Below are 26,464 nucleotides of genomic sequence, written 5' to 3'. Positions count from 1 at the left end.
TATCGATTATTCGGGATCGGGTTCTGTTGTTTCCTTCATGTAATCATGATAAGGATCTTCTATATTATCCCCAACCTCTTCAATGGTATCTTCTATTTCTTCAAGTATTTCTGAAGATATATTTGTATTATCTTTAATAGATTTTTTCATTTTAGTATAAGTCTTTTTCAATCCTAAATTTATTAGTAATGATGTAATGATATCTACATCATCATAATTTTCTGTATTCCATAAACTACATAAAACACTATCTAGTTTACTTCTCAAAGGTTCTTTTAAGTTTTCGTAAGTATCTCCTTGCCTCATCATCAATTCGTCCAGAATATCAAAAAATTCTTTCTTAGTTAATTTTTTATTTTTAAAGTCCATGAGAGCTTGTTCAAATAATAAATATAATTTATCTGCAGACAGCCATGGCATTTCAGAATAATCTTCTTTTTTCATAACTTTTCCCATTGTATTACCTCCCTTGAATTGGAACATGAACTTCATTTAAGTTTTGCTTTTTCGTCCATAATCCATCAATAGTTACTTGTTTATTTCCTATCTTAATTTGAGCTGTCCATCTTGAACCTGATGCTGAATCTGGAAACTTGGCTGCTGCAACAGGATCCGGTTCATGCCATCTAACAATAGCTTTCTGACCATCAGATAATTGAAATTCATATTTCGCACCATTTTTCATTGTATCTGTAGGCTTAAATGTATTTGGAGTACCTTCTGGAATCATATTTTGTAAATCTTTTAAGCTTATTTCTCCATTGTCTAAAAGATTTTCAACTATTGTCCTAGTTTGGTCTCTATTTAAAGTTTCTACAGAATGTTTTCCAATCTGTGTTCCAGTCCCACTAACTTTCTCAAGTTTCCCAACATCCTCAAAATACTCAGCTTTATTCAACAGTTTCAATTCTTTTTCTGTCAAATTTAACCCTTTAAGTGCCTTATTTCCAGCTTTTAATTCCTTCGCTGCCATGACCATTTTGGCTTGTGGTAATAACAAGATGGCTGTCCAAAGTCCCGCTTCTAAGCGCCCTGTTTTATCACCCGTTAGTGGATCTTTTCCAGTGAATAGACGGTAAACATCATATGCACCGGTTAATTCGCCAGTCATTGTGACAGCGGTCATCCCCATTTCCTTCAAATAGTCTTGCGATTGGGCATACATGAGATTGTCCGAAGCTTGTTTGCTGTAATGTCCATCGATATAAACTTTCAACCCATAGCCATATTCATCCGTTTGGACAATCTCAATCCGCTGAGTAGGGGAGGCGGTGTTATAGTCAGAAATCTTTTTATACCAGTCTTTTCCAGAACAATCGACATAGGTGTAAGCTCCAGTTTTCTTATCAAAACTCTTACTTTTTCCTAAATCATCCATTGCCTGTTCTAATTCATTTCCAAGTGCCACAAGTTCCGTAAAATCATTGGCATGATTGGTTTCAAAGGTTTCGTACTTTTCCAATAAATCGACTTTTTTCTGGGTTTGTCCAATCTGAAAATCTTTGTAAAAAACACCAATTCCAGCAGTATCCATCATTCCACTTAAAATATTAGTGGCGATATTCTCCATTAAATCAGCTTTTTCTTGTTGGATCCGATTCAGTCTATCTTGTAAATCTCTTAATTGATCAGTATCTAAAACCTTGGTTGTTTCGCCAACTTCACTTTCAAAACTAGCGAGAAAGGCGGCGGAGATTTCACCGAAGTCACAGTGATAATTATACAACGCTTTCGACACAACTGTATAGGGGGAGAGTGCTTCTTTGGCGGCATCCCAACCAAGACCTGTTAAATCAGGTGAAGTGGTGAACTCATCAACGGTTTTTTCGATTTTTGAAAAGGTCGGTAAATAAGTGACTCGTGCCGTTTGAACCGCCGCGTATGCCGCCTTGACTTCGGTGTAGTTAAATCTAGTCATTGGCAGCCTCCTTCTTTTTGGCTTTAAAATAATCTTCATTTAAATCATCTTCTAATGTAATAAGCTTCTTTTTCTTTTGGTCAAATTCATCCTCAATCTTGGCAATAAAATGGCTATGTTTCCTACGTTCTTCTTCAAAATAGTCTAATTGTTGTGAGGCATCTCTGGCAGAGGCTGTCTGTTGGCTAAGATAATCCACTTCACCTAATACATCTTGTTCTTGTTGCTGTATGTAATCCCAATGATCCTGATACTCTTCCCATAGAGTCTTCTTTTTTGATAATTCAACTTTTTCATCATCAACTTGTTGGAGCTGTTTTGAAATTGTGTGTGAGTCTAATTTGTCCTTCATTTAGAAAATACCTGCTTTATTTCTGCATCGGTTTTCTCATAAGAATCACTCATTGCTAGAATATTTTTCCCATCAGTTTGAGTACTAGTTTCAAATTTTTCCGTGAGATTCGTTAATTGTGTAAGAACACTTTGGCTGTCTTTCACTGCACTTCCATCAGAAGCGGAAATGGATGTATTCCCAACTGAATAGGGTGCCATTGAAGGCAGAACCAATCCACTAGAAAAAGCAAGCGCTTTTTGTGAATCATGTTTAATCTCGGTCATTTTTTAAATCCTCCTGTAAAAATTAAAAAATTTGTAATTCCTTATAATTAATTATATCACAAGATTAAATAAAATTCGTTTTTTCTCTTATTTAGTTCTATATGTGTGCCTTGCGTTGACGTCTTTTTTGTCCTGATGTATTTGAGAGACTCTCCTCTTTGTATCCTAAATATGATTCTGAGAGTTGAAAATACGAATGGCTTCGTATTTTCAACTCTCAGAATCGTTTCTATTTTATCTATCTTTCTTCACTAAACTTGCTAAGACATCATCAATAATTTGACCATTGGCAATTGGACCTGTATATAACCAACTTGTCTCAGGACCAAATTCATACACCCGTCCATTTTTTACAGCTGGAATATTTTTCCAAATAGCATCCTCTAACATTGCTGCACCATTGGCACGATCACTATTGACTAAGAAAATGTTATCCGCATCTAACTCGGCTAATTTTTCTAAAGAAACAGCTGACCAATTTGCCGTTGCCTTCTCTGAAATTTCTTTAACTAGATTAGGAACTTTCAAACCTAATTCACCATATAAAACCGCTCCACTTGAAGTTTTTTCACTTACCATAAATGCGGCATTGTTTACTACCCAAATAACAGCTGCAGATTCACCTGCTGTAGCTTTTTTGATATCCGCTTTAGCTGTTTTCGTTTTTTCATCATATTCTTTTAAAACTTTTTCAGCATCTGCTTTTTTATTCAAAACGTTCCCAACTTCGATTAATTGATCCCGCCAATTTACCGTTTCACCATTTTCCACAACATAAGTTGGCGCAATTTTCGCATATTGATCGTATTTGCCACCTTCAACTGTTCCTGATGAGGAAATTAATAACAAGTCTGGCTTAAAGCTAGTTACAGCTTCAAAAGGTAAATCATGGGCAATTGTTGGAACATTTTTTAGTGAACCTTCCAAATAATTTTGAATGGATTTTCCGTCATTTACCGACCATTGAGCAACTGGCGTAACACCCAATGCAACCAGATAATCTTCTAAATACGAGCCAATCACACGCTTTGGTGTTGCCGGAACACTAACTTGATTTCCTAAAAAATCCTTTAATTCCCTTGGTTCTGCTACAGCACTCGTTGTCTCACTACTTGAGCCGGCCTTTTGATTTTCTGTATTTCGACACCCAGCTAAAACTAACATTAGTATTAGAGCTGTCCAAATCACTATTTTATTTTTCTTCATTAAATTTCCTCCTTATTTCTAACTGATAAGCATTCTCATTGTCAGCTATTTAATTGACTATGTCAATATTTTTTATGTTCAGCTATCCTGTCTACATCTTTAAATTTCAGTTGCTATTTACTTTTCACTCTACTATAATTTAAGAGATATAACAGTGAGAACCATTATCACTAGGAAGAAGGAATCCTTTTATGACTGCCATTACAACTGAACATCTAATCGCCAGTTATGGAAACAAACCAATTATTCACGATTTAACTTTAGAAATTCCCGAAAAAAAAATAACCACCTTAATCGGACCAAATGGATGTGGGAAATCCACATTATTAAAATCAATTTCTAGATTACTAAAAACACAAAGTGGATCCATTTATCTGGATGGTCAAAAAATTCAACACTATAAAACAAAAGCATTAGCCAAAAAAATGGCGATTCTCCCTCAATCAATGGAAGTTCCTGAAGGACTAACGGTTTTTGAACTCGTTTCCTATGGACGTTTTCCCTATCAAAAGGGATTTGGTACGCTTTCCACTTTAGATCATGAAAAAATTCATTGGGCAATTGAGATGACTGGCTTAAGCTCAATCAAAAACCAAAATGTGGATGCTCTTTCTGGTGGACAACGACAACGTGTTTGGATTGCAATGGCATTAGCCCAAGATACAAACATTCTAATTTTAGATGAACCTACTACTTATTTAGATATGGCCCATCAATTGGATATTTTATTATTATTGGAAAAGTTAAATCAAGATGAAGAACGCACGATTATTATGGCGATTCATGATTTAAACCACGCTTCTCGCTTTGCCCATCATATGATTGCCATGAAAGACGGCGCTTTAGTCACTGCTGGTACACCAAAAGAAGTGATGACTGTTGCTAATTTAAAAACGATTTTTGATATTGAAGCAACCTTAATTCCCTCTCCACAAAATGGCAATCCGATTTGCCTTACCTACGAATTAAGCACCGAAACAACGATATAAGGAGCTTTTCTATGAATCAAGAAAATACACTACTACCTATTCAAAAAAAATACCGTACTCGCTCTATTTGGATTTTATCATTTGGACTGTGCTTGTTACTTTTTGTGATGCTCTTATCAATCTCTTTAGGTGCAGCCAATATTGATTTTCAAACTGTCATTAAGGCCCTAACTGATTTTCAAAAAGAAGAAACTAGTCAGCAAATTATTCGGAGCATCCGAATTCCACGAGTAATAGGTGCAGCTCTTGTTGGCGGAAGTCTGGCTGTAGCTGGAGCAATGATGCAGGGAATGACCAAAAATCCATTAGCCGATTCTGGTCTGTTAGGCTTAAATGCCGGAGCTTCATTAATGATGGCAATCTCTTTTGCTTTTTTCCCAAAACTACCTTATCTTTATTTAATTTTATTGGCTTTTTTAGGTGCTGGGTTAGGTGCCTTGTTAGTTTATGGTATTGGCTCTCTTGGTCGAGGTGGTTTCACTCCTTTACGGCTAATCTTAGCTGGAACAGCTGTTAGTGCCTTATTAGCTTCCCTTAGCCAAGCTATTTCCCTCTATAAAAATACTGGACAAGACTTGGCTTTTTGGTATGTTGGTGGAACAGCTAGCGCTACATGGGAAAATCTAAAAATTATGACACCTTGGTTGATTGTTGCCTTTATCGGTGCTATTTTCTTAGCTAAATCCATCACCTTATTAAACCTTGGAGAAGAGGTTGCCATTAGTTTAGGTCAAAATGTCACTTTGATTCGTTTTTTAGGAATGGGGATTGTTTTAATTTTAGCAGGTGCCTCTGTATCAGTTGTTGGACCTATTGGTTTTGTTGGCTTACTTATCCCTCATATGACGCGTAGTTTGGTAGGAAATGATTATCGTTTAGTGATTCCTTGTTCTGCCCTCTTAGGTGGAGTATTAGTGGTGCTAGCTGATTTAGGTGCACGACTGATTAACCCTCCATTTGAAACGCCTTTTGGTGCCTTGATTTCTTTAATCGGTATTCCCTTCTTTCTTTATTTAGCGAGAAATGGAGGTCGTTCTGTATGAGTAATCGATTTAAGCAAAAAACTTATTGGCTAACGATTGGGCTATTACTAATTTTTATCGGGCTATGTTTTTTAATTAGCATGAATACAGGGCTAATGACGTTATCGCCAAATGAAATTTTTCAAACCTTAATTGGAAATGGAACCTCACAACAAGAATTAATCCTTTATGATTTTCGTTTGCCTAGAATTAGTTTAGCTATTTTAGTTGGTGCGGGCTTGGCTATTTCAGGCTGTATTTTACAAGGTGTCACTAGAAATCCTTTAGCTGATACAGGAATATTAGGAATTAACGCTGGAGCTGGAATTGCTGTTTTATTATTTGTCACTTACTTCTCTTCTGCCTCAGGTAGCTCCGTTTTTCTTTTACCTATCATTGCTTTTATTGGTGCAGCAGTAGCCACTCTGCTTATTTATCTGCTTTCATATAAAAAAGGCGAGGGCATTACAACAACTAGATTTGTGCTAACTGGGGTTGCAGTAGCTGCCGGGATTACTGCTTTAATGATTGTTTTCACTTTAAGATTATCACCAACTAAGTATCAATTTATTACAACTTGGCTTGCGGGGAGTATTTGGGGTTCTAGTTGGGTCTTTGTCTGGGTTCTTTTACTTTGGTTAGTTATCTTAGTTCCTTTAGCCTTTCGTAAAGCTAAAGTATTAGATTTATTTAGTTTAGGTGAAGAAGCCACTATTGGACTAGGCGTTAATTTAGAAAAAGAACGAGTGATACTATTAAGTATTGCGGTTGCAATTGCTGGTGTAAGTGTTTCAGTTAGTGGAGGTATCGGGTTTATTGGATTATTAGCACCTCATTTGGCTCGTCAATTAGTAGGTAGTCGCCATCGTTATTTATTGCCTTTATCAGCTTTAATAGGAAGTTCTTTATTGATTGTTGCGGATACTTTAGGTCGTGTGGTCATCTCTCCAGCTGAAATGCCAGCAGGGATTCTAGTTTCCATTATCGGTGCTCCTTACTTTCTATATATTCTTTCACGTGGAGAAAATTAAAGATCAAAACGGATGAATTCATTACATGGTGTAGTGAATTCATCCGTTTTTGTTTAGGCTAAGCCACCATTGGTGAAAAGCACTTGTCCATTGATCCAACGAGCTGGACCTGCTAAAAATGCCACTATTTCAGCACTATCTTCTGGTTGTCCTAAACGTTCAAGGGGAGTCGCCTGTGCTAATTGTTGGATGGCTTCTTCTGTTTTTCCATCTAAAAATAGAGGGGTTGCTGTTGGACCAGGAGCAACGGCATTAACGGTAATATCTTTTCCTCGTAATTCTCTAGCCAAAATTAAGGTCATAGATTCCACCGCTGCCTTACTTGCAACATAAGCACCATAAGTTGGAAATTGTGTCTTAGTTACAGATGTTGAAAAATTAATTAATGCACCGCCTGAACGAATGTTTTGAGCGGCATATTTAGAAACAATAAAGGTACCACGAATATTGGTTTGATAGATTTTATCTAAATCCGTTAGCTCTAAAGAAGCAATCGGACTTAACAACATAATTCCTGCCGTATTTACTACAACATCAATCCCACCGAAATGTTCCTCAACAGAATGAAAGACTTCTTTCATCGCTTCTTCATTACTACTATCACCACCAACACTAATTGCTTCACCATCTTGATTTATAATTGCTTTTACCAAATCATTAGCTTTTCCTTGATTGCTTGCATAATGAATTGCTACGGCAAACCCTTCTTTGGCTAGCTTTTCTACAACTGATTTACCAATTCCACCAGTCCCACCAATAATAAGTGCTACCCGTTTTGTTGTTTGCTTGGTCATTTTTATCTACTCCTTTATAGTCAAATTCACAAAAGTTACTATTTTTTAAAAAAGTAACTTCTTGGATTGGATTATACGCTTTTTAGTTACTTTGTCAACAATTTGTAACCTTATAAAATTAGTGTATACTAATAAACGAAGAAACAATGGATTTGAGGTGCATTTATGGCAAAATTAACACAGGAAAAAATATTAACTATGACTGAAATGATTATTTATGAAAAAGGCATGGAAAAGACAACACTTTATGATATTGCCAAACGCTTAGGTGTCACTCATGCAGCGCTGTATAAGCATTATAAAAATAAAGAAGACTTATTTCAAAAATTAGCACTACATTGGCTTGCTGAAACTTCTGACCCTATTTTAGCTTGGAAACCAGAAGCTTCGCTGACTAAAACCGAAGCTTTACATGAGTGGCTTTGGTTATTAGCACAGACAAAAAAAGCTCTCTATAAAACAGATAAACGGATGTTTCTACTTTATACAGATTACATTGAAAAAAATTCTGACTTAGTGACGCAGCATCTACACCATCTCGCAAAAAAAGCCGAAGAAATCAGCGGATGGATCAATTTTGGTGAAGCAATCCTAACAGCTTTTGTTTACTTCCATAATCCTTATTTTGCCAACCGTTGGGAAAATGATGGCTATTTAGAATTATTTGAAAAACTTTGGCAGCTATTATTGCAAACTAAAGAAAATTAAAGTAACTAAACGTGAAGCAACCTTAAAAATTAATTTTGTTTCACGTTCTAGATTTATATCTCAGCCTCTTGGTTTTCCACCTTTATTTAATCATTAAATTAACGGCTTCTGCTTTGACTCTTTCTATTTTTTCAATTTCATTTTTATTAAGTATTTTAGAATCATTTAAGGTAAATCTTACTCTTGTTATACAATGAATCAATAGTCGCTGCACTACCAACTTGAGTAACGATTTCCTGAATGAGCTACCTTTTCATAACTCAGAATGTTCCTCCTTCTTTCAGTTTATTTTTTCAATATCAGTAATCATCTTCACTCGATTCTCGTGACGGCCACCTTCAAATTCAGCCTCTAACCATTCTTTGACAATCATTTTAGCTAATTCACTACCAATAACTCGCGAACCAAAGGCAACAATGTTGGTATTATTATGTTCTTTGGATAATTTTGCTGAATAAGGTTCACTACAAACAACCGCTCGGATTCCTTGAACTTTGTTAGCTGTAATCGAAATCCCAACACCTGTTCCGCAAATCAAAATCCCACCATCAAAATTCCCAGCGGCTACTTCTTCTGCAACTTTTTTACCATAAATCGGATAATCTGTGCGCTCTGCTGAATAGGGTCCAAAATCCTCAACCTTATGACCTAATTCTTTCACATATTCAATAATCGCTGGTTTTAACTCAATTCCTACATGATCGCTGCCAATTGCTAGTTTCATCTTAATTTCCTCCTTTTAATTGGGTAATAATTTCTTGATAACTTTGTTCCTTACCAAATAGTGCCGAAGTTCCCAAAACGAATCCCGTGACACCTTTTTGACTTAAATTACGAATACGCTCTGAAGAAATTGCTCCATCCACCATAATCTCATAATGATGCTGATTTTTTAATGTCGCTAATTTTTCAATTTTTTGATCGACATAGCCTAAATATTTTTGTCCAGCAAAACCAGGATTTACGGTCATTACCATTAAATAATCCACTAATGGCAATAACTCTTGAATTGTTTCAATCGATGTTCCAGGATTAATAGCAATCCCAGCCTTTTTGTCTTTTGCACGTATCTTGTCTAACGTTCGCGCAGGATGTTGATCTGCTTCTGGATGAAAATAAATAATATCCGCTCCCATATCTGCAAACCTTTCCACATATTCCGCTGGATGTTGAATCATCAAATGCACATCGACTAACTTCTCAGTGGATTTACGAATCAATTCAAAATCTTGTAAGCCCATCCCAAAATTAGGAACAAAGACACCATCCATAAAATCAATATGGAAAATATCTGTACCCGCTTGATCTAACTGTTGGACCTCCTCTTTTAATTGACTAAAATCAGCACACATCATTGACGGACAAATTAATTTATTCATAATAGTTCCTCCATTTTATTAGATATTGGGTAAACGTTTTCTCAAATCTGTTAAAAAATTAATTCTTTTACATCTACCTCCTACTTTTTTAATGCTAAACACCATTAGGTAAACGATTACTCAACTGTTAAAAAGAAAAGAACCTTTCTTTTCTTTAAGTTGACTCTCGAACAATCAAGCTCACCGGAATGACTTGATGTTTTTCTATTTCAGCATAGTTCGTGTCAATTGCTAGTAATAACGACGTACATGCTTGTTGAGCAATCACACGATTATCCTGCTTAATAGTGGATAAAGTTGGACTACAATATTTAGAAATAGGATCATTATCGAATCCCACAATCTTAAGATCCACTGGGATGTTCAATTGATACTCCTTCGCTGCATGAATAGCTCCAATTGCTAAACGATCATTTAAAGCAAAGATTCCATCAAAAAATTCACCTTGCTTAAACCGTTCAACTAATGCTTGTTTCGCAATTTCTGTTCGCGAAACGTTGCCAGTTGCCTTTATATGAATCACATTATCAGGGTTAAATGCAAGATTATTCTTCTTTAAAGCATCTTTGTAACCCGCCAAACGTTCCTTCGATGATGACAGAAAATCACGATGAATAATAATGGCAATATTTTTACACCCTTGCTTAATTAACTCTTCAGTGGCAATAAATCCTCCCTGATAGTGATTCGATTCAATGATAATCGTATTCTGAGTATCTTGCGGTTTACGATCAATACAAATTAAGGGAATAGTCTTATTCATAGTTGCCGTACCAAACTCTTTTACCCCAGAAATCACAATTAAGCCATCAATCATTTTGCCTTCTAACATCCGCAGATAAGCCAGCTCTTTTTCCTCATTACGATCCGTATTACAAATAATCGTTGAATAACCTTGTTCAAATAAAATGCTTTCAATTTCCTGAACCACATTGGCAAAAAAAGAGTTGCTAATATCTGGAACTAAAATCCCAATTGTATTGGATTTTCTCATTCGCAAACTTTTAGCAATACTGTTTGTCTCATAATTGGTTTCTTTAATGACTTTTAAAACTTTTTTACGTGTTTCTTCTGAAAAACGACCATTATTATTAATGACTCTTGAAACGGTTGCTACAGAAACCCCGCTAAGTTTCGCAATCTCTTTAATTGAAACAGTTTTTTTATTCATAGTGTAGGATGCTCCTGACTGTTAGAATCTATCTCAGCAAATGATTTAATTAAAAATTATCATTGGGTATACGATTACTCTACACCGCATAATTTAACATGCTCTAAAATAATTGTCAACCGTTTATTGGCTAAATTAAGTCTATTACACAAAGTAAAAACATTCTATCCACCGATAATGGTCGATAGAATGCTAATCTTCCTTATTTTTCAACTTGTAACTGTTCAAATTCTTGCCATAGATTGTCGCAAGCTGGGCAATCATTCCGTTGAATCATCTCCACGTGTGTTTCATTACGTCCATCTAGATACTCTCGTAAATGCTTATCTGAAAACCCATGTTTTGCTGCATCTTCGCGTGTGTTGGAATAATAAACCTTAGGAATGCCTGCCCATAAAATCGCTCCCATACACATTGGACAAGGTTCACACGTTGCATAAATCTCACAATCTGATAAATCGATCCGCCCTAATTTCTTACAAGCTTCACGAATGGCTACCATCTCTGCATGAGCAGAAGGATCTGTATCTCGCATCATTGTATTGCTAACAGAGACAATCACTTCACCATCCTTCACTAAGGTTGCGCCAAATGGACCGCCAAACCCTTTTTTCATGCCATCAATTGTCGCATCTGCTGCTAATTTCATATAATCCATTAGTTCCTAACCTCCTTGTTTATTGAACGTCTACTTAAAATTGTATATAAAATAAAGGATACAATCAAACCTGAGAAAAAGGCAAAATCATTTAAACTTTTCAAGAACGGAACTCCTTGTAAAAAAGCACCGGACATCGATACAACAAAGCTAATGCCTAACGTAATCATCGCAATCTTATTATACCCCGATTTAAAACGACCATTCTCACCCTCAGCTACATAGATTTCTTTTAAATCAACCGATTTGTGATGTTCAAAATAAAAACTAGATAACATAATACCAACAATTGGACCAAACATCGAACCAATGAAGCCATAGAAATAGAATAATGTTGATGCATTTTCAACTAATTTCCAAGGTAAAATCAAGGTTCCAATTACGGCTGTCAAAATACCTGCTTTTTTTACATCTAATTTTCCTGGAAATAGGGATGCCATTTGCAAACCCGCTGGGAATAAATTACCAAACACCACAAACGCAAGGGCACCCATATTTAATGCTAAAATTAAGACAAAAACCGCAAATGTATTTTCAATTTTATCAAATGCATTTACAATATTAAAAATAGGTTCACCAAAAGCAATTTGCGTGCCAGCGATTAAGCCTACGCAAGTAATGGCGAATAAGATATAGGATAAGATAAAACCTAAAGGCAAGCCAATTGCCATTGATTTGATTGATTTTGCCTTCTGCGTAAAATCTCCAATATTTACAATAGGTCCAGCCCAGTTAGAAACCAAAGCGCTTACACAAGCAATAAAAACAAGAGGACTTGTCGTTGCATTTGCCGGTGTATAGTTTAAAATCGGTGTAAATCCTCCCGCAATTTGAATCGTCCAAATTGCTGCACCAATAATAAAAACATAAACAATTGGTGAAGACCACGTACCGAATTTATCTAATACTTTTGTGCCACCTAGGAAAAGACCTACTGTTACACACCAGACTAGTACATAACTTAACATCGTTGGTACCGGTAAGCCTAAAACCCTTGCCCCACCACCTATATTCAAATATCCTGGGAAAATTCTAGAAAAAAGCACATCTAATGATTGGGCGCTCACAACACTTTGCGTTCCAAAGAAAACAACACCTGCAACAAGTCCCCGACAAATCGAAGGAATAATGGCGCCTTTTACACCAAATACGGAACGCAATAACATTGGAAACGGCAAGCCATATTTAGCAGATGCATATCCATTTAGTACGAAGAAAACCGATACAATCAAGGCTGAGAGCATCACTGCCCCCAGAACTTGCTTAGTATTCAGACCTAATAAGAAAAATCCTGCAACGGTCATGTAAGATAGGATATTATGCACAGCACCCATCCATAAAGTCATATAATTAAACGTGCCCCAGTTCTTTTCGGCTCCTGTCTTAGGCAAAAGATCAGCCGAATACCCTCGTTCCTCTTCTAATACGTTATTTTGTACCTGTTCCATTTTCGTTGCCTCCATCTCTTTTTATGATTTCAGTAGTTGTTCAGAGGTTGTTCGATGTTCACTAAATAATGGATTAGTTGGTTGGCGTTTGATAGCTTCATCCATTGCTTTTATCGCTGCTTGATGATGACCCGAACTGCGGAAACTATTGGCTTGGTGAAAATAAAAATCAGTACGATCAGGATACGTCGCCACTAATTGGTCCATTTCAACTAAGGCTTCTTCATGTCTACCTTGGTCTCTTAAAAAATTGGATTTATGATAGCGGAAGAAATAATCTTGACTAGCTGCTATCGCTTTATCATAAGTGGCTAATACTTTTTCTGGTTGATTTATTTTACGATACATATTCGCTAGATAAAAAGCAAATTCAGGATAATGAATCAGCCCTTCTTGATAGAAACTTACTGCTTTTTCATTCTCTTTCATTCGTTCTGCCAAATATCCTTGGTAATAAATCCATTTTTTCTGTAAATTAATCTCATGTAAATGAACTTCTGACAAAAGAGTATTCGCTTCTTTAAATTGATTCTTCTTAATTGCCGTCCGAATTGCTACAAAAACAGGGACTTCTGTTGCTGTTCCATTTATCAAGGCAACGACTTCCGTTTGACCGCGTTCAACAGCGTAATCCAGTGGCGTTTTATTATCAAAATCTTTTTGTAAAGAATCAGCGCCGTGTTCCAATAGTTCCCGAATAATATTCTGGTACAAAATTCCACCATCGCCTAAAATCACAGCTTCTAACAATGCTGACCAGCCTAAGCGATTGACATGATTCACAGGAACACCCGCTTCCAAACAAATTTCAACCGTTCTGATAAACCCTTTTTCACTAGATGGCAATAAAGCGGTGCCTCCAAAACGATTGACAGAGGGCAAATCTGCCCCATGCGCAATCATCTCTGTGACCATTTCATCTCGTCCATTGGCTGCTGCACAAATAAAGGGACTTAACTGCGTGTTGTCTCGTTGATTTGGATCAGCACCTTGCGCTAATAAGACATTTACCAGCGTCAGGTTGTTTTTTTTGACAGCTAACATCAGCGGCGACTGTCCAAACTCGTCAGCACAATTCACAGCTGCTCTTTGGGCAAATAACGCCTCCACCTCATGTTGATTCTCTTTGTTTACAGCCTCTAAAAGGTTGGCTTCCAATGCTGTTCCATTCATCTTTTTCACCTCATTTATTTTCCGCGTATTGTTTACTAAAGGCCATTAATGCTTGTTCAAATGCTTCTACAGGTGGATGGGTAATCCCCGCTCCAATCATACCAATTCCCGCTTCTTTATGGGCAATCGCTGTATTGATAATCGGTAGTGTATTGGATTGCATCACTTTGACAATATCAATCCCTGAAGGAATTCCCATAAAGCTCAGTGCTGGAATGGTTACATTTGGATTTTCTGCAGTGGTAATTTCACGCATTTCAACAGAGAATTGAAGAGCATCATCAATCGTACCTCCGACTAACGATACAATTGAAGGCGCTGCTGCCATGGCAAATCCACCGATCCCATACGTTTCTGTAATCGCACTATCTCCAATATCAAGTCCTGCGTCTTCTGGTTTATAACCAGCAAACATTGGACCGATGACTTTTTGAGAGGGACCAATAAACCAAGGATTGCCTTCAATCCCACTGACACGAATCCCAAATTCAGTACCATTACGTGCCATAGTTGTAACAACTGTACTATAAGGTATGCCTTGCGCTGCATCTAGTGCTGCCTTACACATCGCCATCCAGGTTGGACCAGAGAAATAGTCACTACTTGCTACAAAATCAAAAACTTCTTTCATTTGGCTAATCGAATAATCTGTTTGAATAATGAGAGGTGTCAACGCTTGAATCAGCAAAGTAGTTCCAGCATTGTTGCGGTTGTGACACTCGTCTCCCATATGAATCGCTTGCGCTAACATCAATCGCAAATCAATGCCTTTTTTAGATAACTTCATGGCATCTCTTAACATTGGACCAAAGACATCTCGCATCCATTTTAAACGTGTGATCACACTCTCATCATTTGCGCCCATTCTTAAAATCTTAGACATTTGTTCACTTAAATTAGTGAAAGCAAGGTTGCCATAAGTCCGATTTTCAACAATATGCATAAACATGGAAGCTGACGTTACCCCTGCCATTGAACCGACACATTGATGCTCATGACATGGAGAAAAAATAATTTCATCTGAGGCTGCCACTCGTTCTGCATCTTCTAAATCTTTTGCCAAGCCTTCAAAAACAAGTGCGCCTTTGACAGCTCCTTGCATTGGTCCATTCATTTTATTCCAAGTAATCGGTGGTCCTGCATGTAAAATCATATTTTTCTTCATGCCTGGCACCACATTAATGGCTTGATCATAGCCTGTTAAGAACACTTGTGAACCTGTAATACGGCTAACGGCTTCTTCATTTGCTGCAGCGATTTTGGCTTGTAGTGTGTCTGTTTCAATGATTTTTAATGCTTCTAAAATAGCTTCTTTCCCGCGACCTGGTGGTGTCCAATCCAGATAGGTTGCATCTACTCCTTGTGCTACAAGATCCTCTTGAAAAGCTTCAATTCCCAATGAAATAACAACAGGTTCTGTGGTAAATAGTTCACTTATTTTACTCATTGTTTTGCCCCTTTCATAACAAATTCTCGCGCAAGTAAGCCTGCATTTTGACTACTACTTGCGTAGGTTGCCCCGATTGATGTTAATTTTTCAATTTGTTCGTCTAAGTTTTGTGCATCAAGTTCTGTTCCTAAGACATAACCAATGATTTCTAAGTGTCTGCCTTCTTTTTCTGCTTGCTCTTTAGCTGCTTTCATTTCTGGTAATAATACACCGACCGGATCTGCGTTGGCACCGTATCCGAGAACAAAATCCATCACAATCACACCGACTGATGGGTCTTTTGCTTCTACTTTAAAACGCTCAATCCGATTTGATGGATCAATCATGGGATGTGGCTTGCCGTTGGTAAATTCATCTGCACCAAAGTCAATAAATGTATGGTGTTTACTGGCATCACTATAACTTAACAAGTGCTGTTTATCTCGCGACAAATTGCTATACACATCCTCAAATGATTCCATTGCTAGAAACATCGCTTCATCACACAAACTGCCTCCAGTAAATAGTCCGCGAATATACTTTTGCTCTGATACTAATTTTTGCTGTACTTCAGCAATTAAAGGCAGATTCAACGGGTGACTATCTAACTTAGCCAAATCAATACCAGCTAGTTCAACTGCTTTTAATGCCGCTTTTTTAGAATATTTTTCAAAGTGAACATTTTTTTCATTCTCTCTCAATTCGCTACCAATAAACCAAACCACAATTGGTTTTGTCAGTTCTTTGGCGCGAGCTAAGATTTTTTCTTCGACAGCTTTTGCAGGTGGTTTAGAAACCAATACAATCACTTTTGTTGCTGGATCGGCTTCAAGTGCATCTAGCGCGTCTAACATCATAATCCCGCCAACTTCTTCACTCAAATCTCTGCCACCAGTCCCGATTAACTGTGAAATTCCTTCGCCAAATTCATGAACGCGAACACTGATTTCTTGGCTTCCAGTTCCAGATGCTGCAATCACACCAATGGAGCCTTGACGGACTTTATTGGCAAAACACAAACCGATATTATCAATAATTGCTGTCCCACAATCTGGTCCCATCATCAGTAACCCTTTGTCATGAGCCAACGTTTTTAATTCCACTTCTTCTGCAATCGTTAAGTTGTCACTAAACATCATCACATGTAAGTCATTGTTCAGCGCTTTTCGTGCTTCTCTAGCTGCAAATTTTCCGTTGACTGAAATCATTGCTAAATTGGCATCTGGCTTCGCTGTTTTCGCCACTTCAATTGTGGTAAAGACTTCATTTCCAGTACTTTTAGTTTGGGTATTTTTCTCTTTCATCAATGTTTCTACCCGCTCCATCACTTCTGCTGCGTCTTCTTGATGTTCTACGCTTAGCGCAATCACCAAATCACTGGTTTGTGCAGTTGAAATCTCAGCCGTCAGCAGACCTACATTTCCCATGACCTCTTTGTTCATTTCGGTTGCCATGGCAATAATCACTTGTTCCACGCCATCTAATTGGTTAGCTCTTGTTGATAGCGCCATTAATGAAACGGAATCAACGTACGTATTTGGATGAATCTTGGTTAAAATTGTCATTTTGATAGCCTCCTAAAATTTGGATAAACTTTACACCAGCAAGGATTCCCGCCAGTATATCACTACCAGATGAAGAACCGATTTTCAGTACGGCTTTCATCTGATTTTTCAATTTACTTTCATCTGATTCTGTTAGCAAAGATTGAACAAATAGATGAATTCGTTCACGAGACACTCCTTTTGTCGCCCAAAAGAGAGCCGCATAGCTAATGGCATTGGTTTTCTCCTTTAGTTCAAAGAGTGCGTGTGTCATCCATGAGGTATATCCAGCATTTAAGCAGGATTTCCCTGCTAGCATGAAGAACAGTCCTGCTAAAAAGTCATCTCCTGAAGGCGTCAACCCCGGTCCAAGCCCTGCAACTCGGTGAACTTGCTTGCTCGCTGCGTTGAATTCTTCTGCAGCTAGTAACATCATTAGTTTTTTCGTTTCTATTTGCAATAATTCTGCCGTTGCCCGTTCATATCCCGTAGCCGTTTTTCCCTCTAAATAAAAGCCTTTACCAGCATCTTCCAAAAGCCAAGATTGAACTTTATCCATATTCTCCTGAACATGCATCCATTCGCCTTGTTTCGGAAAATAAAGTGCAGCTGGATGCCATTCTTTAGCCTGAGTAAGTTGAATTTTCACTTGATTGCCAATTATTAATTGCTGATCTAAATTATAAACCGCTGTTCCAATTGGAATAGTTGGAGCTTGATTAAATAGACCGTTGATTCGTAACGTATTGGATGAATTATCCAATTCCTCAGTTGCTAAAGTTAATAATGAGTCATCTTCTAATAACACATTCCACGTGTTGCGAAAGACACTATGAAGATGTCCCCTTACCCTACCAGATTTAATTATCAATAGTATTTCTGCTGGTCCTGATACAACTTGATAAACAGCCATCCTTTCCACCCCACTTTTGTCATTCACTCCCTGCTCTTCTTTACACTTCATAGTCTACCTTAAGTAAGCCTTTACAAAAACGGATATTCTATCTAAAGATAATCTATTTTAGTTGTATACTTTAACCAACTACCTTATAGTTAAAGTAAATCATCTTGTTTATTCTTATGAGAAAGTAGGAAAATACATGCACACTGTTGAAAAAATTTTAAATTTAGCTCCTTTTAAATCATTTAAACTTGTTGCTGGTGAAAATGGCATTCATAATAAAGTCACAGGCGTCAATATTTTAGATAACCCGGATGCATTAGATTGGCTATCTTCTGGTGAAATTGTCATTACATCAGGCTATTTCTTTAGTGAAAATACTGAAGTTCAAGAACGTTTTATTAAAAGTTTTAAAAAAATCAATTGTTCGGCTATTTGTATTAAACCACAAGCATACTTAAAGACCATTCCACAAACAATGAAACAATTAGCAGATGAACTAGCTTTACCGATTATTGAAATTCCATATGGAATTCCCTTTTCAAAAATCTTAACCATTATTATGTCAGAAATTTCTGGGCGGATGAATGAATTAAATCAAATGTCTCTTGATATCCATTCACAATTTTTTGAAATCTCGTTACATGGTGGTGGTATGCAAAAAATTGCCCAAGGATTGGCTAACATGGTGGAAAACCCTATTATTTTAGTCGATACTTCCTGGAAAGTTTTGATGACAGTTGAGCAAAAAGGTTCCTCGATTGCTGCTTCATTAATTCCCCTTGAAGAGAATTTTCTTTTTCCCATTGAACAGCTAGCCACGTTGCCAGAACATTTTGAACGAGTACAAAAACCATTTACTAGGCACTTAACCCTTAATGGAATCGAAATAACTTGCATTTTAATGCCGGTTTATTTTGATACGATTCATTATGGCTCGATTATTGTCTATCAAATGGGTCGACCGCTAAATGATTCTGACTATATTGCTCTTGAAAACGGCTCAATGGCTTTTGCCTTAGAACAAAATCGCCTTGTAGAAATTGAACGAACAGAGAATCGGATTCGTCGTGATTTTTTTGATCAACTGCTACATGGTCAGATTGAAACACTGACTCAATTAAATGACTTCCATTCTTCACTTGATCCAGCTTTAGATTATACGGTGTTGATCTTTTCAATTGACATTCAACTTGCTGAAACTGAAAATTTAGTTCGTAAAAAGCAGTCAGAAGATCGCCTGATGAAATCCTTATCTGCTGCATTTTCAACTCATACCCAAACAAAATATCAACACGTTCATGCATTTAGCAAAAGACAACAATTGATTGTGCTTTTAGGTACTGATAAAAAATTAGCTATGACGAATTTGCATAAAAAAATAACGACTATTGCTGAAGAATTAGTCATTTATTTAGAAATTACTCAAAAATATCCTATCCATGTTTATTGTGCAATTGGCTCTACAACGCCACTTTTACAAACTTCCAAAAGTTACCGCGAAGCAAAAAAAGTGATTGCTTTTCTAAAAAATCACAAAAAAGACCAATGGATTTATCACTTTAATGACTTTTATTTTGAAGCTTTTTTAGAGGATACAATCTCAGAAGAAACCGCTCAGGCTTTTTCTCATCATTATTTAGATGCGCTAATTAGCTACGATCAAGAGAACGGTACGGAATTAGTGAAAACGTTAAACGTTTATTTGAACAATCATTTGAATATTGCCGTAACTTCACGGAAATTATTTATCCATCGCAATACCTTACTTTATCGGGTTGAAAAGATTAAAACATTGACCCAGTTGAACATGGAACAAGAAGAGAATACATTAGCCTTGCGGTTAGCGTTGAAATTGTATAAAGAAATTTAGTGATTTTCATAAAATGAAACAAACTTTTAATTTTTAGAAGCCTTTTATGAATAAATAGAATATAAACCTATAAGTAGATTTTTTAGTAACATGTAAGTAAGAGTAATTTATATCTTTATTCAATAAATTTCAAAAAAATACTAACTAATTTTTATTAACTAGTTAGTACCCTTTTATTATATATATTCTAAACTCTAATTAACCAAGTTCTTATTTTTTCTAAAAATTCAAATTCTTTCTCTGTAATACTATATGTGTGATGATTTTCATTTCTTATTCTAGAAAATTTTTCAATCCACTTAGTTTTAGCATCTTTACCACCTGAAATTTTTTCTTCTCCAGGCATTGTATAAGCATTAGAAAAAATGTGTAGCCAGTTTTCTTTTTTTACTGCTATTTCTCTATAATGAATAGTATTTAAACAAGTCCAAGGTGATACTTCATCTTCTTTCAGCTTATCATAATTTTTACTTGCTGCTAATTGCATTGCTTCATCATATACTTTTCTTGGTAATCCGGATTTAAACCAATCATCGCCATAATAATTAATTAACTTCTCTTTAAAATCTTTATTTATATAAGTTTCAATATCCCTAATCATATCATATGAATCATTATTAAATCGCATATCGTTATTTTGCCAATACTCCTTCATACCTTCCGGACAAAATTCAGGATAATTTTTATTAATTGCTCTTTGTAATGTTCTCCAGTATTTTATCCTTCCACCAGCACCATAACTTTTTTTTATTAGTATCAATTCGTCTTTAGATGTTGACTTATAAAACTCTATAATACTATCTAAATAGGGAGATATTTCATTTTTCACTTCCTCTTTATTCATCTCTTTAAAATCAAAATTTTCTCTCTTAACAAGATAATTAACAATATCATTTAATATTCTAATAAGACTATATATTCCAGAATTTATAACAATAAATGAATTCGTCTTATTTGATTCTTTCCATTCACTCTCCAACCCTTTTTCAATATATATAAAATATTCTTTTAAAAATCGTAAAAGAATAAGACTTGTTTCATCATTATTTCCTATATCTAATGTTCCTATTTCAAGTAATTTATTACTTTTTTTATCATATTTTTCTAAAAAATCACTATCATCTAAAGCTTTTTTTACTGATTCTAACGTAATACTACAATAATCAGTTTTAGGATTTTCGCCTACTATAATTCTTTGATATAATGGTGAATCTAGATCCTCACCTAAACTTTGTGAAATTTGTGATTTTAATGCTGTTTTCCTTTCAAAAAAATTTTCAGATTCCCAAAGTAAATCCGCATTTAAAGTTGTCCTTAAATTTTTTGAAACAGCCTTTTGATTTTCATTAATATCCATAAATAATTTTATTTGTTCTTTTCTATCAAGATTTACAAAGGCTACTACAGGTATTGAATTTTTGCTGGCATATTCAGAATTAGCGTAACCGTATAATCTATGTTGACCATCTATAATGTAGGCAGATCTATACGACTGTGGAAGATGCAGAACACCTATTCTTGAGATTGCATCCAATACTTGTTTATCCGAACGATCAAAATTCAAATCTTCCTTTTCAATATTTATAATTAAAGAATTCGGAAAAAAACCACCCTCATCTACAAAATCTTGAATTGAATTTAATCTACTTTTTTTTATAATTCTTTGATATGTTGGCATCATTTGCTTATTTGCATTATTTCTATGCAAAACATATCCTATTTTTAATAATTTTTCTGGCTCTATTGAAAATGAATAGTATTTATGCCCTCCCATCTTCCCTTCTATTGCAGGTATTCTATTATCCATTCCAGGTATCTTTTGTCCTGTAAATAAATATCCCAATAATTGAAATCTAGCTGCACGACCTAAATGTCCTGATAATTCTTCGTAATATTTTATACTTTCTTCATTAAAATAAATAATATTTTTTTGTTTCATAAAAACTAAATCTTGATCTGGTAATATATAATTATTCGTCATAAATATATATGAATACTTTTTTTTAGTTCCCGGAAATTGTTCCCGTGCATAATTTATTAAGTTTAATTTATTTTCAATTATTTTCACCAAACTTGTTAATAAACTTTGCCTCTTTTGAGCTTCCTTAGAAGATTCACAAAAAACAAATAAAACTGTTTCATCATCTGCTGCAATAATATCTATTGTGACATCACCAACTAGAACTTGTCTACCATTCATCTGTTCAAAGCCTAAGTTAAAAAATAACTTCCACGACTTATTAATAAATAATTCGTTATATGATTTCAATTTTTTTATTTTAGTGGTTATTTTTAAAACTTTCTCTAACTCCCAGTTATTCTCTAAATATTCATTTATTTTCTTATGTTCTATCTTTAAAAAATTATATTCTTGAGTACGAGATCTTTTTTCTGATTCCAATTTTTTTCCAATTAAAATATTTTCAAATTCCTTAGTCATTTAAATTCCCCTTTTCTTATATTAGTAAATACAAATTCTTTTACTTTTCCACGACTAGCATTTTTCCCACCAATTAAACTTGCTCTAGATAGTTCATATCTTTCATCTTCTTCTTTATCAAAAATTTCAATTATTTTTTCATGTGCTGCATTCGTCAATATATAATATGCACCAACAGATTTAATATAGTTTATAAAATCATTTAATCTATATTGATCATTAATTGAAAACAACTTTTGATTATACCTAATAAAACCATTTTCATTATGTGAAACTGTATAAGGTGGATCAAGTATTACTAAATCATTTTTTTTAATTTCTTTTTTTGATATTGAAAAATCTCCACTAATTAAAGTAGCATTTTGTAGTCTCAAACTTATTTCATATAAATTTTTTTCTTCAATATTATAAGTATCTCTAAATCCATATGGAACATTATATTTACCTGCATTATTAACTCTGTATATTCCATTAAACGATGTTTTATTTAAATAAATAAATCTAGATGCTCTTAAAAATTTATTTTTCTCTTCATTTTCTCGCATACTATAATAAAATTCTTCATTATTTTCATATATTTTCAACTCATTAATAATTTTTTCGGGATTTTTTTTTATCATTTCATATGTGTTAATTAACTCTTCGTTTAAATCATATAAAAAAATTTTTTTTTGAGGAGCAATTGCAAGAAATAATGAAGCACCACCAAGGAAACATTCATGATAATTTTCAAATTGTAAATCTCCAATTATATTATTTAAATATTTTATCAACCAGCTTTTCCCACCAGCCCATCTCAAAAAGGGTTTCACTGTATTTTTTTGTTTATTCATTATTTTTCTCCTTCAAATTTTTATAAAGTATAACTTAAATCTATCCATTAACATTTCCTATATAATAAAAAAGATTATATGTTATATTATATCAATAAACCCAAAAATAATACATAGTTTGTTTTTAATTAATAACAAATATGCTTAACCATATTTAAATAATACATTTTAAAGATATACATATATTATTAATTCTTATTTTCTATGAAAAAAAAGAGGCGATTGATAATATGAAATTCATATATATCAATCATGCCCTATCCAATAAATTTTCTATATTTTTATACTTATATCAACTACGCATCACCAATTTTTCAACCACTTCCAAAATATTCTCTGCTTGAGTAATAGCCGATATCACTGCAACCCCAACAGGAGAATCAATTTCTTTAGCATTCCCCAACTGAATCCCACCAATTGCTACTACTGGTTTTTCTGCAATCCTCGTCAGTTCTCCCAACTTACTAACACCAATCGCAGGTTCGGCATCTACCTTTGAAGTTGTTTGATACACAGGTCCAATGCCATAATAATCCACTTCTAACAATTGATTGGCAGCACTTACTTCATTTTCACTATGACAAGATAAGCCGATTAACATGGTTGGTTCACTTAACTTAATAATTTCTTGAATCCTGACATCATTTTGCCCCACATGAATTCCATCAGCACCAATCTCTAAAGCCAACTTCAAGTCATCATTAATAATCAATGGAACCTGATAATCTTGACATAACTTTTGGCAAATTAAGGCCATTGCTTTCCTTTCTTCATATGTTGCTAAACTGCCACGTCCTTTTTCTCGATACTGAAAGCACGTAATTCCAGCTTCTAAAGCTTGTTCTAAGCACTCAGGCAATGTGCCTTCGACAATATCTTGAGTCCCCGCTATAAAATAAACAGTTAACATTTTTCCCATCATCTCTTTTGATTGATTAACCATCCAATCCATTCCTTTCGTTGTACGCCCAATGATTTGTTGGACCATGTCCATGACCAACATCAATTGGATAACTCAATGCTGCTTCAATAAAAGCCTTTGCAATTTCAACAGCCTCTTTGACACTAGCGCCCTTAGCTAATTCTGCCGTAATACATGCTGAAAATGTACACCCTGTTCCATGAGTATTTTCCGTATCGATCCTTGGACTACTAAACCAATGAATCGTGCCATCGTCAAGTAACAAAACATCCGCAGAGACCTCAAAATCCTGACTATGTCCACCTTTAATGACCACATTTTTCGCACCTAAACGTTGCAACTCATAAGCTGCTTGCTCCATCTCAATTGAACCTTCAATTTTCCTTTGTAAAATAACTTCTGCTTCAGGAAGATTAGGCGTAATCACCGTTGCCAATGGTAGAATATCCTTGATTAAACTAGTAATGGCACTATCTAACAATAACTTTTGCCCACTTTTCGCAATCATCACTGGATCCACTACCAAATAACCAAAATCTTGTCCTTGAATAAATGCCGCAATTAACTGGATAATCTCAGTTGTAAATAACATTCCCATCTTATAAGCTGAAATTTTAAAATCTTCCGCAACAACTTCCAATTGATCTTGAATCGCTGCTAATGGAATATCATAGACTTTTTTTACACCACGTGTATTTTGAATCGGCAAGGCGGTCAAAACAGATGTCCCAAAAACTTTACATTCTTGAAAGGTTTTTAAATCTGCTTGCAATCCTGCACCACCACCACTATCAAAACCAGCAATTGTTAAGGCTTGGACTTGCTTAATTTTCGCTAATGTCATAGTAAATTCGACCTTTCTCAAATAGTTTTTCACCCGTCATAACCGATAATTCATCTAGCAAATTCATTCTAAAACTGCCCACTAAACATTCAGGCAATTTATCCGCTGCCAATTCGCCAGCTAACCCATACATTGTAAATGCCGTCGCCACTGCTGTTAGGTCAGTAACTGAATCCACTACTCCTAAAAATGCTCCACATATACAAGACAATAAACAACCCGAACCAGTCATTTTTGGAAAATAATCGGTGCCGTTTCTTACGCGAATCACTTGAACTCCGTCGGTAATAATATCTTCCGCACCGCTAACACCAACTAAACACTGATAGCGCTTAGCAACTTGTTTGGCAATCTCAGCAATATCTCCTGTGCCGTTACCCGCATCAACGCCTTTCGCTTCCCAATCTGCATTGGCAATTGCAGCAATTTCACCCGCGTTGCCTTTGATTAAAGCAAATTTGACCTCATTTAATAATTCCTCTGTCACTTGCTTACGATATGCCGTAGCACCTGCCCCAACAGGATCAAAAACAATCGGTTTATTTAATTGATTGCCAATTCGTCCAACTTCCTTCATTGTTGTAATTTGGCTTGCATCCAACGTACCAATATTTAATACAATTGCATCTGCTAATTGGGTAACATCTCCCATTTCATCAAATGAATTTGACATAAATGGCGATGCCCCAATTGCTAATAACCCATTAGCCGAATCATTGGCAACAACAATATTTGTAATATTATGCACTAGAGGGTTTTGTCTTCTTACTTTCTCTACTAATTCACTATTCATTTGATTCTTCCTCCCTATTTCCATCTGAATCAGCCCATTTTTCATGTGTCAATGCCATGCTCCAAAAATTCAATTCTTCTTGACTACTAATCATAAATGCCTGCTCCATTTGTTGACGTTCATAAGCTGTTGCCTGCTCCGCTAAAGCATCTATTTTTTGACAAAAAAATTCAATATGTGTCTTCAAATCCTCCGTAACATACGTTTCTATCCAACGCTGATACCTCTCATTAGGTGAACCAACTTTAACTAATTCCATGCCTATTTCATAATACAACCATGGACAAGGCAGTAAGCCCATCATAGCGCTAGTCAAGGACTCGGTATAAAATACTCGGTACATATGGGACACATAATGATATGCTGTTGGCGCAATTGGAACACTTAGAATTTCTTCCTCACTAATTGTTAATTCATTAAATAAACTCCCTCTAACTGCTCGCTCACCTTTTTCAAAATCCTCTGCTTCACCAATAAATAATTGCTTTAGTTCCGGATCTGTTGTTTTATCTGCAATTAATTGATAAAGCTTCGCAAAATGCTCTAAATAATAACGATCTTGGATTAAATAATAACGAAAAGCTTCTGCTGGTAACTGTCCATTTGCCAGTTGTTGAATAAATGGATGTTGGATACTCTGTTGCCAGATAGCATCATATTTTAACCGCATTTCTTGTGTAAAACTTGTCATTCGCTTATTCCTTTCATCATGATTTTTTTGTTAAATACGGTGATTTCTACTTAAAAATCGACCTTTAAACTCACCTAAC

26 protein-coding genes are annotated in these 26,464 nt (G+C 35.4%); 5 read left to right on the top strand and 21 right to left on the bottom strand.

The genetic code is table 11. From position 1 onward, the window contains the following. Positions 1 to 6 precede the first annotated feature (6 nt). The 5 genes from BR43_RS16365 to BR43_RS16345 form a co-directional block, all read right to left on the bottom strand. The gene (locus tag BR43_RS16365; protein WP_034563890.1) at positions 7 to 456 is read right to left on the bottom strand and encodes a hypothetical protein; all 450 of its coding nucleotides are present in this window, start codon (positions 454 to 456) and stop codon (positions 7 to 9) included. Positions 457 to 460: 4 nt separating this feature from the next. Continuing rightward, positions 461 to 1,918: a T7SS effector LXG polymorphic toxin gene (locus tag BR43_RS19710; RefSeq protein WP_169741072.1), complete on the bottom strand. Its 1,458-nt coding sequence runs from the start codon at positions 1,916 to 1,918 to the stop codon at positions 461 to 463. Continuing rightward, entirely contained in the window at positions 1,911 to 2,270 is a 360-nt protein-coding gene (locus BR43_RS16355; RefSeq protein ID WP_034563888.1) for a hypothetical protein, read from the bottom strand. The genes BR43_RS19710 and BR43_RS16355 overlap by 8 nt, the downstream gene beginning before the upstream one ends. Continuing rightward, positions 2,267 to 2,536, bottom strand: coding sequence for a DUF3130 family protein (locus BR43_RS16350; RefSeq protein WP_034563885.1), 270 nt, complete (start codon positions 2,534 to 2,536; stop codon positions 2,267 to 2,269). The genes BR43_RS16355 and BR43_RS16350 overlap by 4 nt, the downstream gene beginning before the upstream one ends. A gap of 234 nt (positions 2,537 to 2,770) precedes the next feature. Continuing rightward, entirely contained in the window at positions 2,771 to 3,742 is a 972-nt protein-coding gene (locus BR43_RS16345; protein WP_034563883.1) for an iron-hydroxamate ABC transporter substrate-binding protein, read from the bottom strand. Between the two features lie 191 nt (positions 3,743 to 3,933). Here BR43_RS16345 and BR43_RS16340 point away from each other — a divergent pair, with 191 nt between their 5' ends. The 3 genes from BR43_RS16340 to BR43_RS16330 are packed head-to-tail and all read left to right on the top strand — an operon-like array spanning position 3,934 to position 6,784. Then, the gene (locus BR43_RS16340; RefSeq protein ID WP_051934006.1) at positions 3,934 to 4,731 is read left to right on the top strand and encodes an ABC transporter ATP-binding protein; all 798 of its coding nucleotides are present in this window, start codon (positions 3,934 to 3,936) and stop codon (positions 4,729 to 4,731) included. An 11-nt stretch (positions 4,732 to 4,742) separates the two neighbouring features. After that, positions 4,743 to 5,774 carry a FecCD family ABC transporter permease gene (locus tag BR43_RS16335; protein WP_034563881.1) on the top strand — a complete coding sequence of 344 codons (1,032 nt, stop codon included), beginning with the start codon at positions 4,743 to 4,745 and terminating at the stop codon, positions 5,772 to 5,774. After that, positions 5,771 to 6,784 (top strand): FecCD family ABC transporter permease, encoded by a 1,014-nt coding sequence (locus BR43_RS16330; RefSeq protein WP_034563879.1) that lies wholly within the window; start codon positions 5,771 to 5,773, stop codon positions 6,782 to 6,784. Before BR43_RS16335 ends, BR43_RS16330 begins: the two co-directional genes overlap by 4 nt. 53 nt (positions 6,785 to 6,837) lie before the next feature. Here BR43_RS16330 and BR43_RS16325 read toward each other — a convergent pair whose 3' ends face one another. Further along, the gene (locus BR43_RS16325; RefSeq protein ID WP_034563878.1) at positions 6,838 to 7,578 is read right to left on the bottom strand and encodes an SDR family oxidoreductase; all 741 of its coding nucleotides are present in this window, start codon (positions 7,576 to 7,578) and stop codon (positions 6,838 to 6,840) included. Positions 7,579 to 7,743: 165 nt separating this feature from the next. Here BR43_RS16325 and BR43_RS20650 point away from each other — a divergent pair, with 165 nt between their 5' ends. After that, positions 7,744 to 8,286: a TetR/AcrR family transcriptional regulator gene (locus tag BR43_RS20650; RefSeq protein WP_034563876.1), complete on the top strand. Its 543-nt coding sequence runs from the start codon at positions 7,744 to 7,746 to the stop codon at positions 8,284 to 8,286. A gap of 280 nt (positions 8,287 to 8,566) precedes the next feature. Here the strand turns inward: BR43_RS20650 and rpiB are convergent, their stop codons facing one another. The 9 genes from rpiB to BR43_RS16275 form a co-directional block, all read right to left on the bottom strand. After that, the gene (rpiB, locus tag BR43_RS16315; RefSeq protein WP_034563874.1) at positions 8,567 to 9,010 is read right to left on the bottom strand and encodes a ribose 5-phosphate isomerase B; all 444 of its coding nucleotides are present in this window, start codon (positions 9,008 to 9,010) and stop codon (positions 8,567 to 8,569) included. A 1-nt stretch (position 9,011) separates the two neighbouring features. After that, positions 9,012 to 9,665: a ribulose-phosphate 3-epimerase gene (gene rpe / locus BR43_RS16310; protein WP_034563872.1), complete on the bottom strand. Its 654-nt coding sequence runs from the start codon at positions 9,663 to 9,665 to the stop codon at positions 9,012 to 9,014. A gap of 154 nt (positions 9,666 to 9,819) precedes the next feature. After that, positions 9,820 to 10,836 carry a LacI family DNA-binding transcriptional regulator gene (locus tag BR43_RS16305; RefSeq protein WP_034563869.1) on the bottom strand — a complete coding sequence of 339 codons (1,017 nt, stop codon included), beginning with the start codon at positions 10,834 to 10,836 and terminating at the stop codon, positions 9,820 to 9,822. A gap of 202 nt (positions 10,837 to 11,038) precedes the next feature. Beyond that, on the bottom strand, positions 11,039 to 11,494 hold the full coding sequence (locus BR43_RS16300) for a nucleoside deaminase (protein ID WP_034563866.1): 456 nt from the start codon (positions 11,492 to 11,494) through the stop codon (positions 11,039 to 11,041). Further along, positions 11,494 to 12,942 carry a cytosine permease gene (locus BR43_RS16295; RefSeq protein ID WP_034563863.1) on the bottom strand — a complete coding sequence of 483 codons (1,449 nt, stop codon included), beginning with the start codon at positions 12,940 to 12,942 and terminating at the stop codon, positions 11,494 to 11,496. Before BR43_RS16295 ends, BR43_RS16300 begins: the two co-directional genes overlap by 1 nt. A gap of 21 nt (positions 12,943 to 12,963) precedes the next feature. Next, positions 12,964 to 14,115, bottom strand: a complete 1,152-nt coding sequence (locus BR43_RS16290) for an ankyrin repeat domain-containing protein (RefSeq protein ID WP_034563861.1) — start codon at positions 14,113 to 14,115, stop codon at positions 12,964 to 12,966. Between the two features lie 10 nt (positions 14,116 to 14,125). Next, positions 14,126 to 15,562 carry a YlbE family protein gene (locus BR43_RS16285; RefSeq protein ID WP_157464080.1) on the bottom strand — a complete coding sequence of 479 codons (1,437 nt, stop codon included), beginning with the start codon at positions 15,560 to 15,562 and terminating at the stop codon, positions 14,126 to 14,128. Beyond that, on the bottom strand, positions 15,559 to 17,109 hold the full coding sequence (gene fdrA, locus BR43_RS16280; RefSeq protein WP_034563858.1) for an acyl-CoA synthetase FdrA: 1,551 nt from the start codon (positions 17,107 to 17,109) through the stop codon (positions 15,559 to 15,561). Before fdrA ends, BR43_RS16285 begins: the two co-directional genes overlap by 4 nt. Next, entirely contained in the window at positions 17,069 to 18,001 is a 933-nt protein-coding gene (locus BR43_RS16275; protein ID WP_051934005.1) for an oxamate carbamoyltransferase subunit AllH family protein, read from the bottom strand. Before BR43_RS16275 ends, fdrA begins: the two co-directional genes overlap by 41 nt. 187 nt (positions 18,002 to 18,188) lie before the next feature. On the opposite strand from BR43_RS16275, the gene BR43_RS16270 reads away from it, so the two are divergent. Beyond that, positions 18,189 to 19,862, top strand: a complete 1,674-nt coding sequence (locus BR43_RS16270; protein WP_034563856.1) for a PucR family transcriptional regulator — start codon at positions 18,189 to 18,191, stop codon at positions 19,860 to 19,862. Positions 19,863 to 20,049: 187 nt separating this feature from the next. On the opposite strand, the gene BR43_RS16265 is transcribed toward BR43_RS16270, so the two are convergent. The 6 genes from BR43_RS16265 to tenA form a co-directional block, all read right to left on the bottom strand. After that, positions 20,050 to 22,302 carry a DGQHR domain-containing protein gene (locus BR43_RS16265; RefSeq protein ID WP_034563854.1) on the bottom strand — a complete coding sequence of 751 codons (2,253 nt, stop codon included), beginning with the start codon at positions 22,300 to 22,302 and terminating at the stop codon, positions 20,050 to 20,052. Then, the gene (locus BR43_RS16260) at positions 22,299 to 23,135 is read right to left on the bottom strand and encodes a DNA adenine methylase (protein ID WP_034563852.1); all 837 of its coding nucleotides are present in this window, start codon (positions 23,133 to 23,135) and stop codon (positions 22,299 to 22,301) included. The genes BR43_RS16265 and BR43_RS16260 overlap by 4 nt, the downstream gene beginning before the upstream one ends. Positions 23,136 to 23,427: 292 nt before the next feature. Continuing rightward, positions 23,428 to 24,123 carry a thiamine phosphate synthase gene (gene thiE / locus BR43_RS16255; RefSeq protein WP_245617879.1) on the bottom strand — a complete coding sequence of 232 codons (696 nt, stop codon included), beginning with the start codon at positions 24,121 to 24,123 and terminating at the stop codon, positions 23,428 to 23,430. Continuing rightward, positions 24,071 to 24,901, bottom strand: a complete 831-nt coding sequence (gene thiD, locus BR43_RS16250; RefSeq protein ID WP_034563850.1) for a bifunctional hydroxymethylpyrimidine kinase/phosphomethylpyrimidine kinase — start codon at positions 24,899 to 24,901, stop codon at positions 24,071 to 24,073. The genes thiE and thiD overlap by 53 nt, the downstream gene beginning before the upstream one ends. After that, positions 24,882 to 25,694 carry a hydroxyethylthiazole kinase gene (gene thiM / locus BR43_RS16245; RefSeq protein WP_034563848.1) on the bottom strand — a complete coding sequence of 271 codons (813 nt, stop codon included), beginning with the start codon at positions 25,692 to 25,694 and terminating at the stop codon, positions 24,882 to 24,884. The genes thiD and thiM overlap by 20 nt, the downstream gene beginning before the upstream one ends. Beyond that, positions 25,687 to 26,385: a thiaminase II gene (tenA, locus tag BR43_RS16240; protein ID WP_034563847.1), complete on the bottom strand. Its 699-nt coding sequence runs from the start codon at positions 26,383 to 26,385 to the stop codon at positions 25,687 to 25,689. The genes thiM and tenA overlap by 8 nt, the downstream gene beginning before the upstream one ends. Positions 26,386 to 26,464: the final 79 nt, after the last annotated feature.

The sequence above is a fragment of the Carnobacterium gallinarum DSM 4847 genome (genome assembly GCF_000744375.1).
Lineage (GTDB): Bacteria > Bacillota > Bacilli > Lactobacillales > Carnobacteriaceae > Carnobacterium > Carnobacterium gallinarum.
This window is presented reverse-complemented; position numbering and strand designations above follow the sequence as displayed.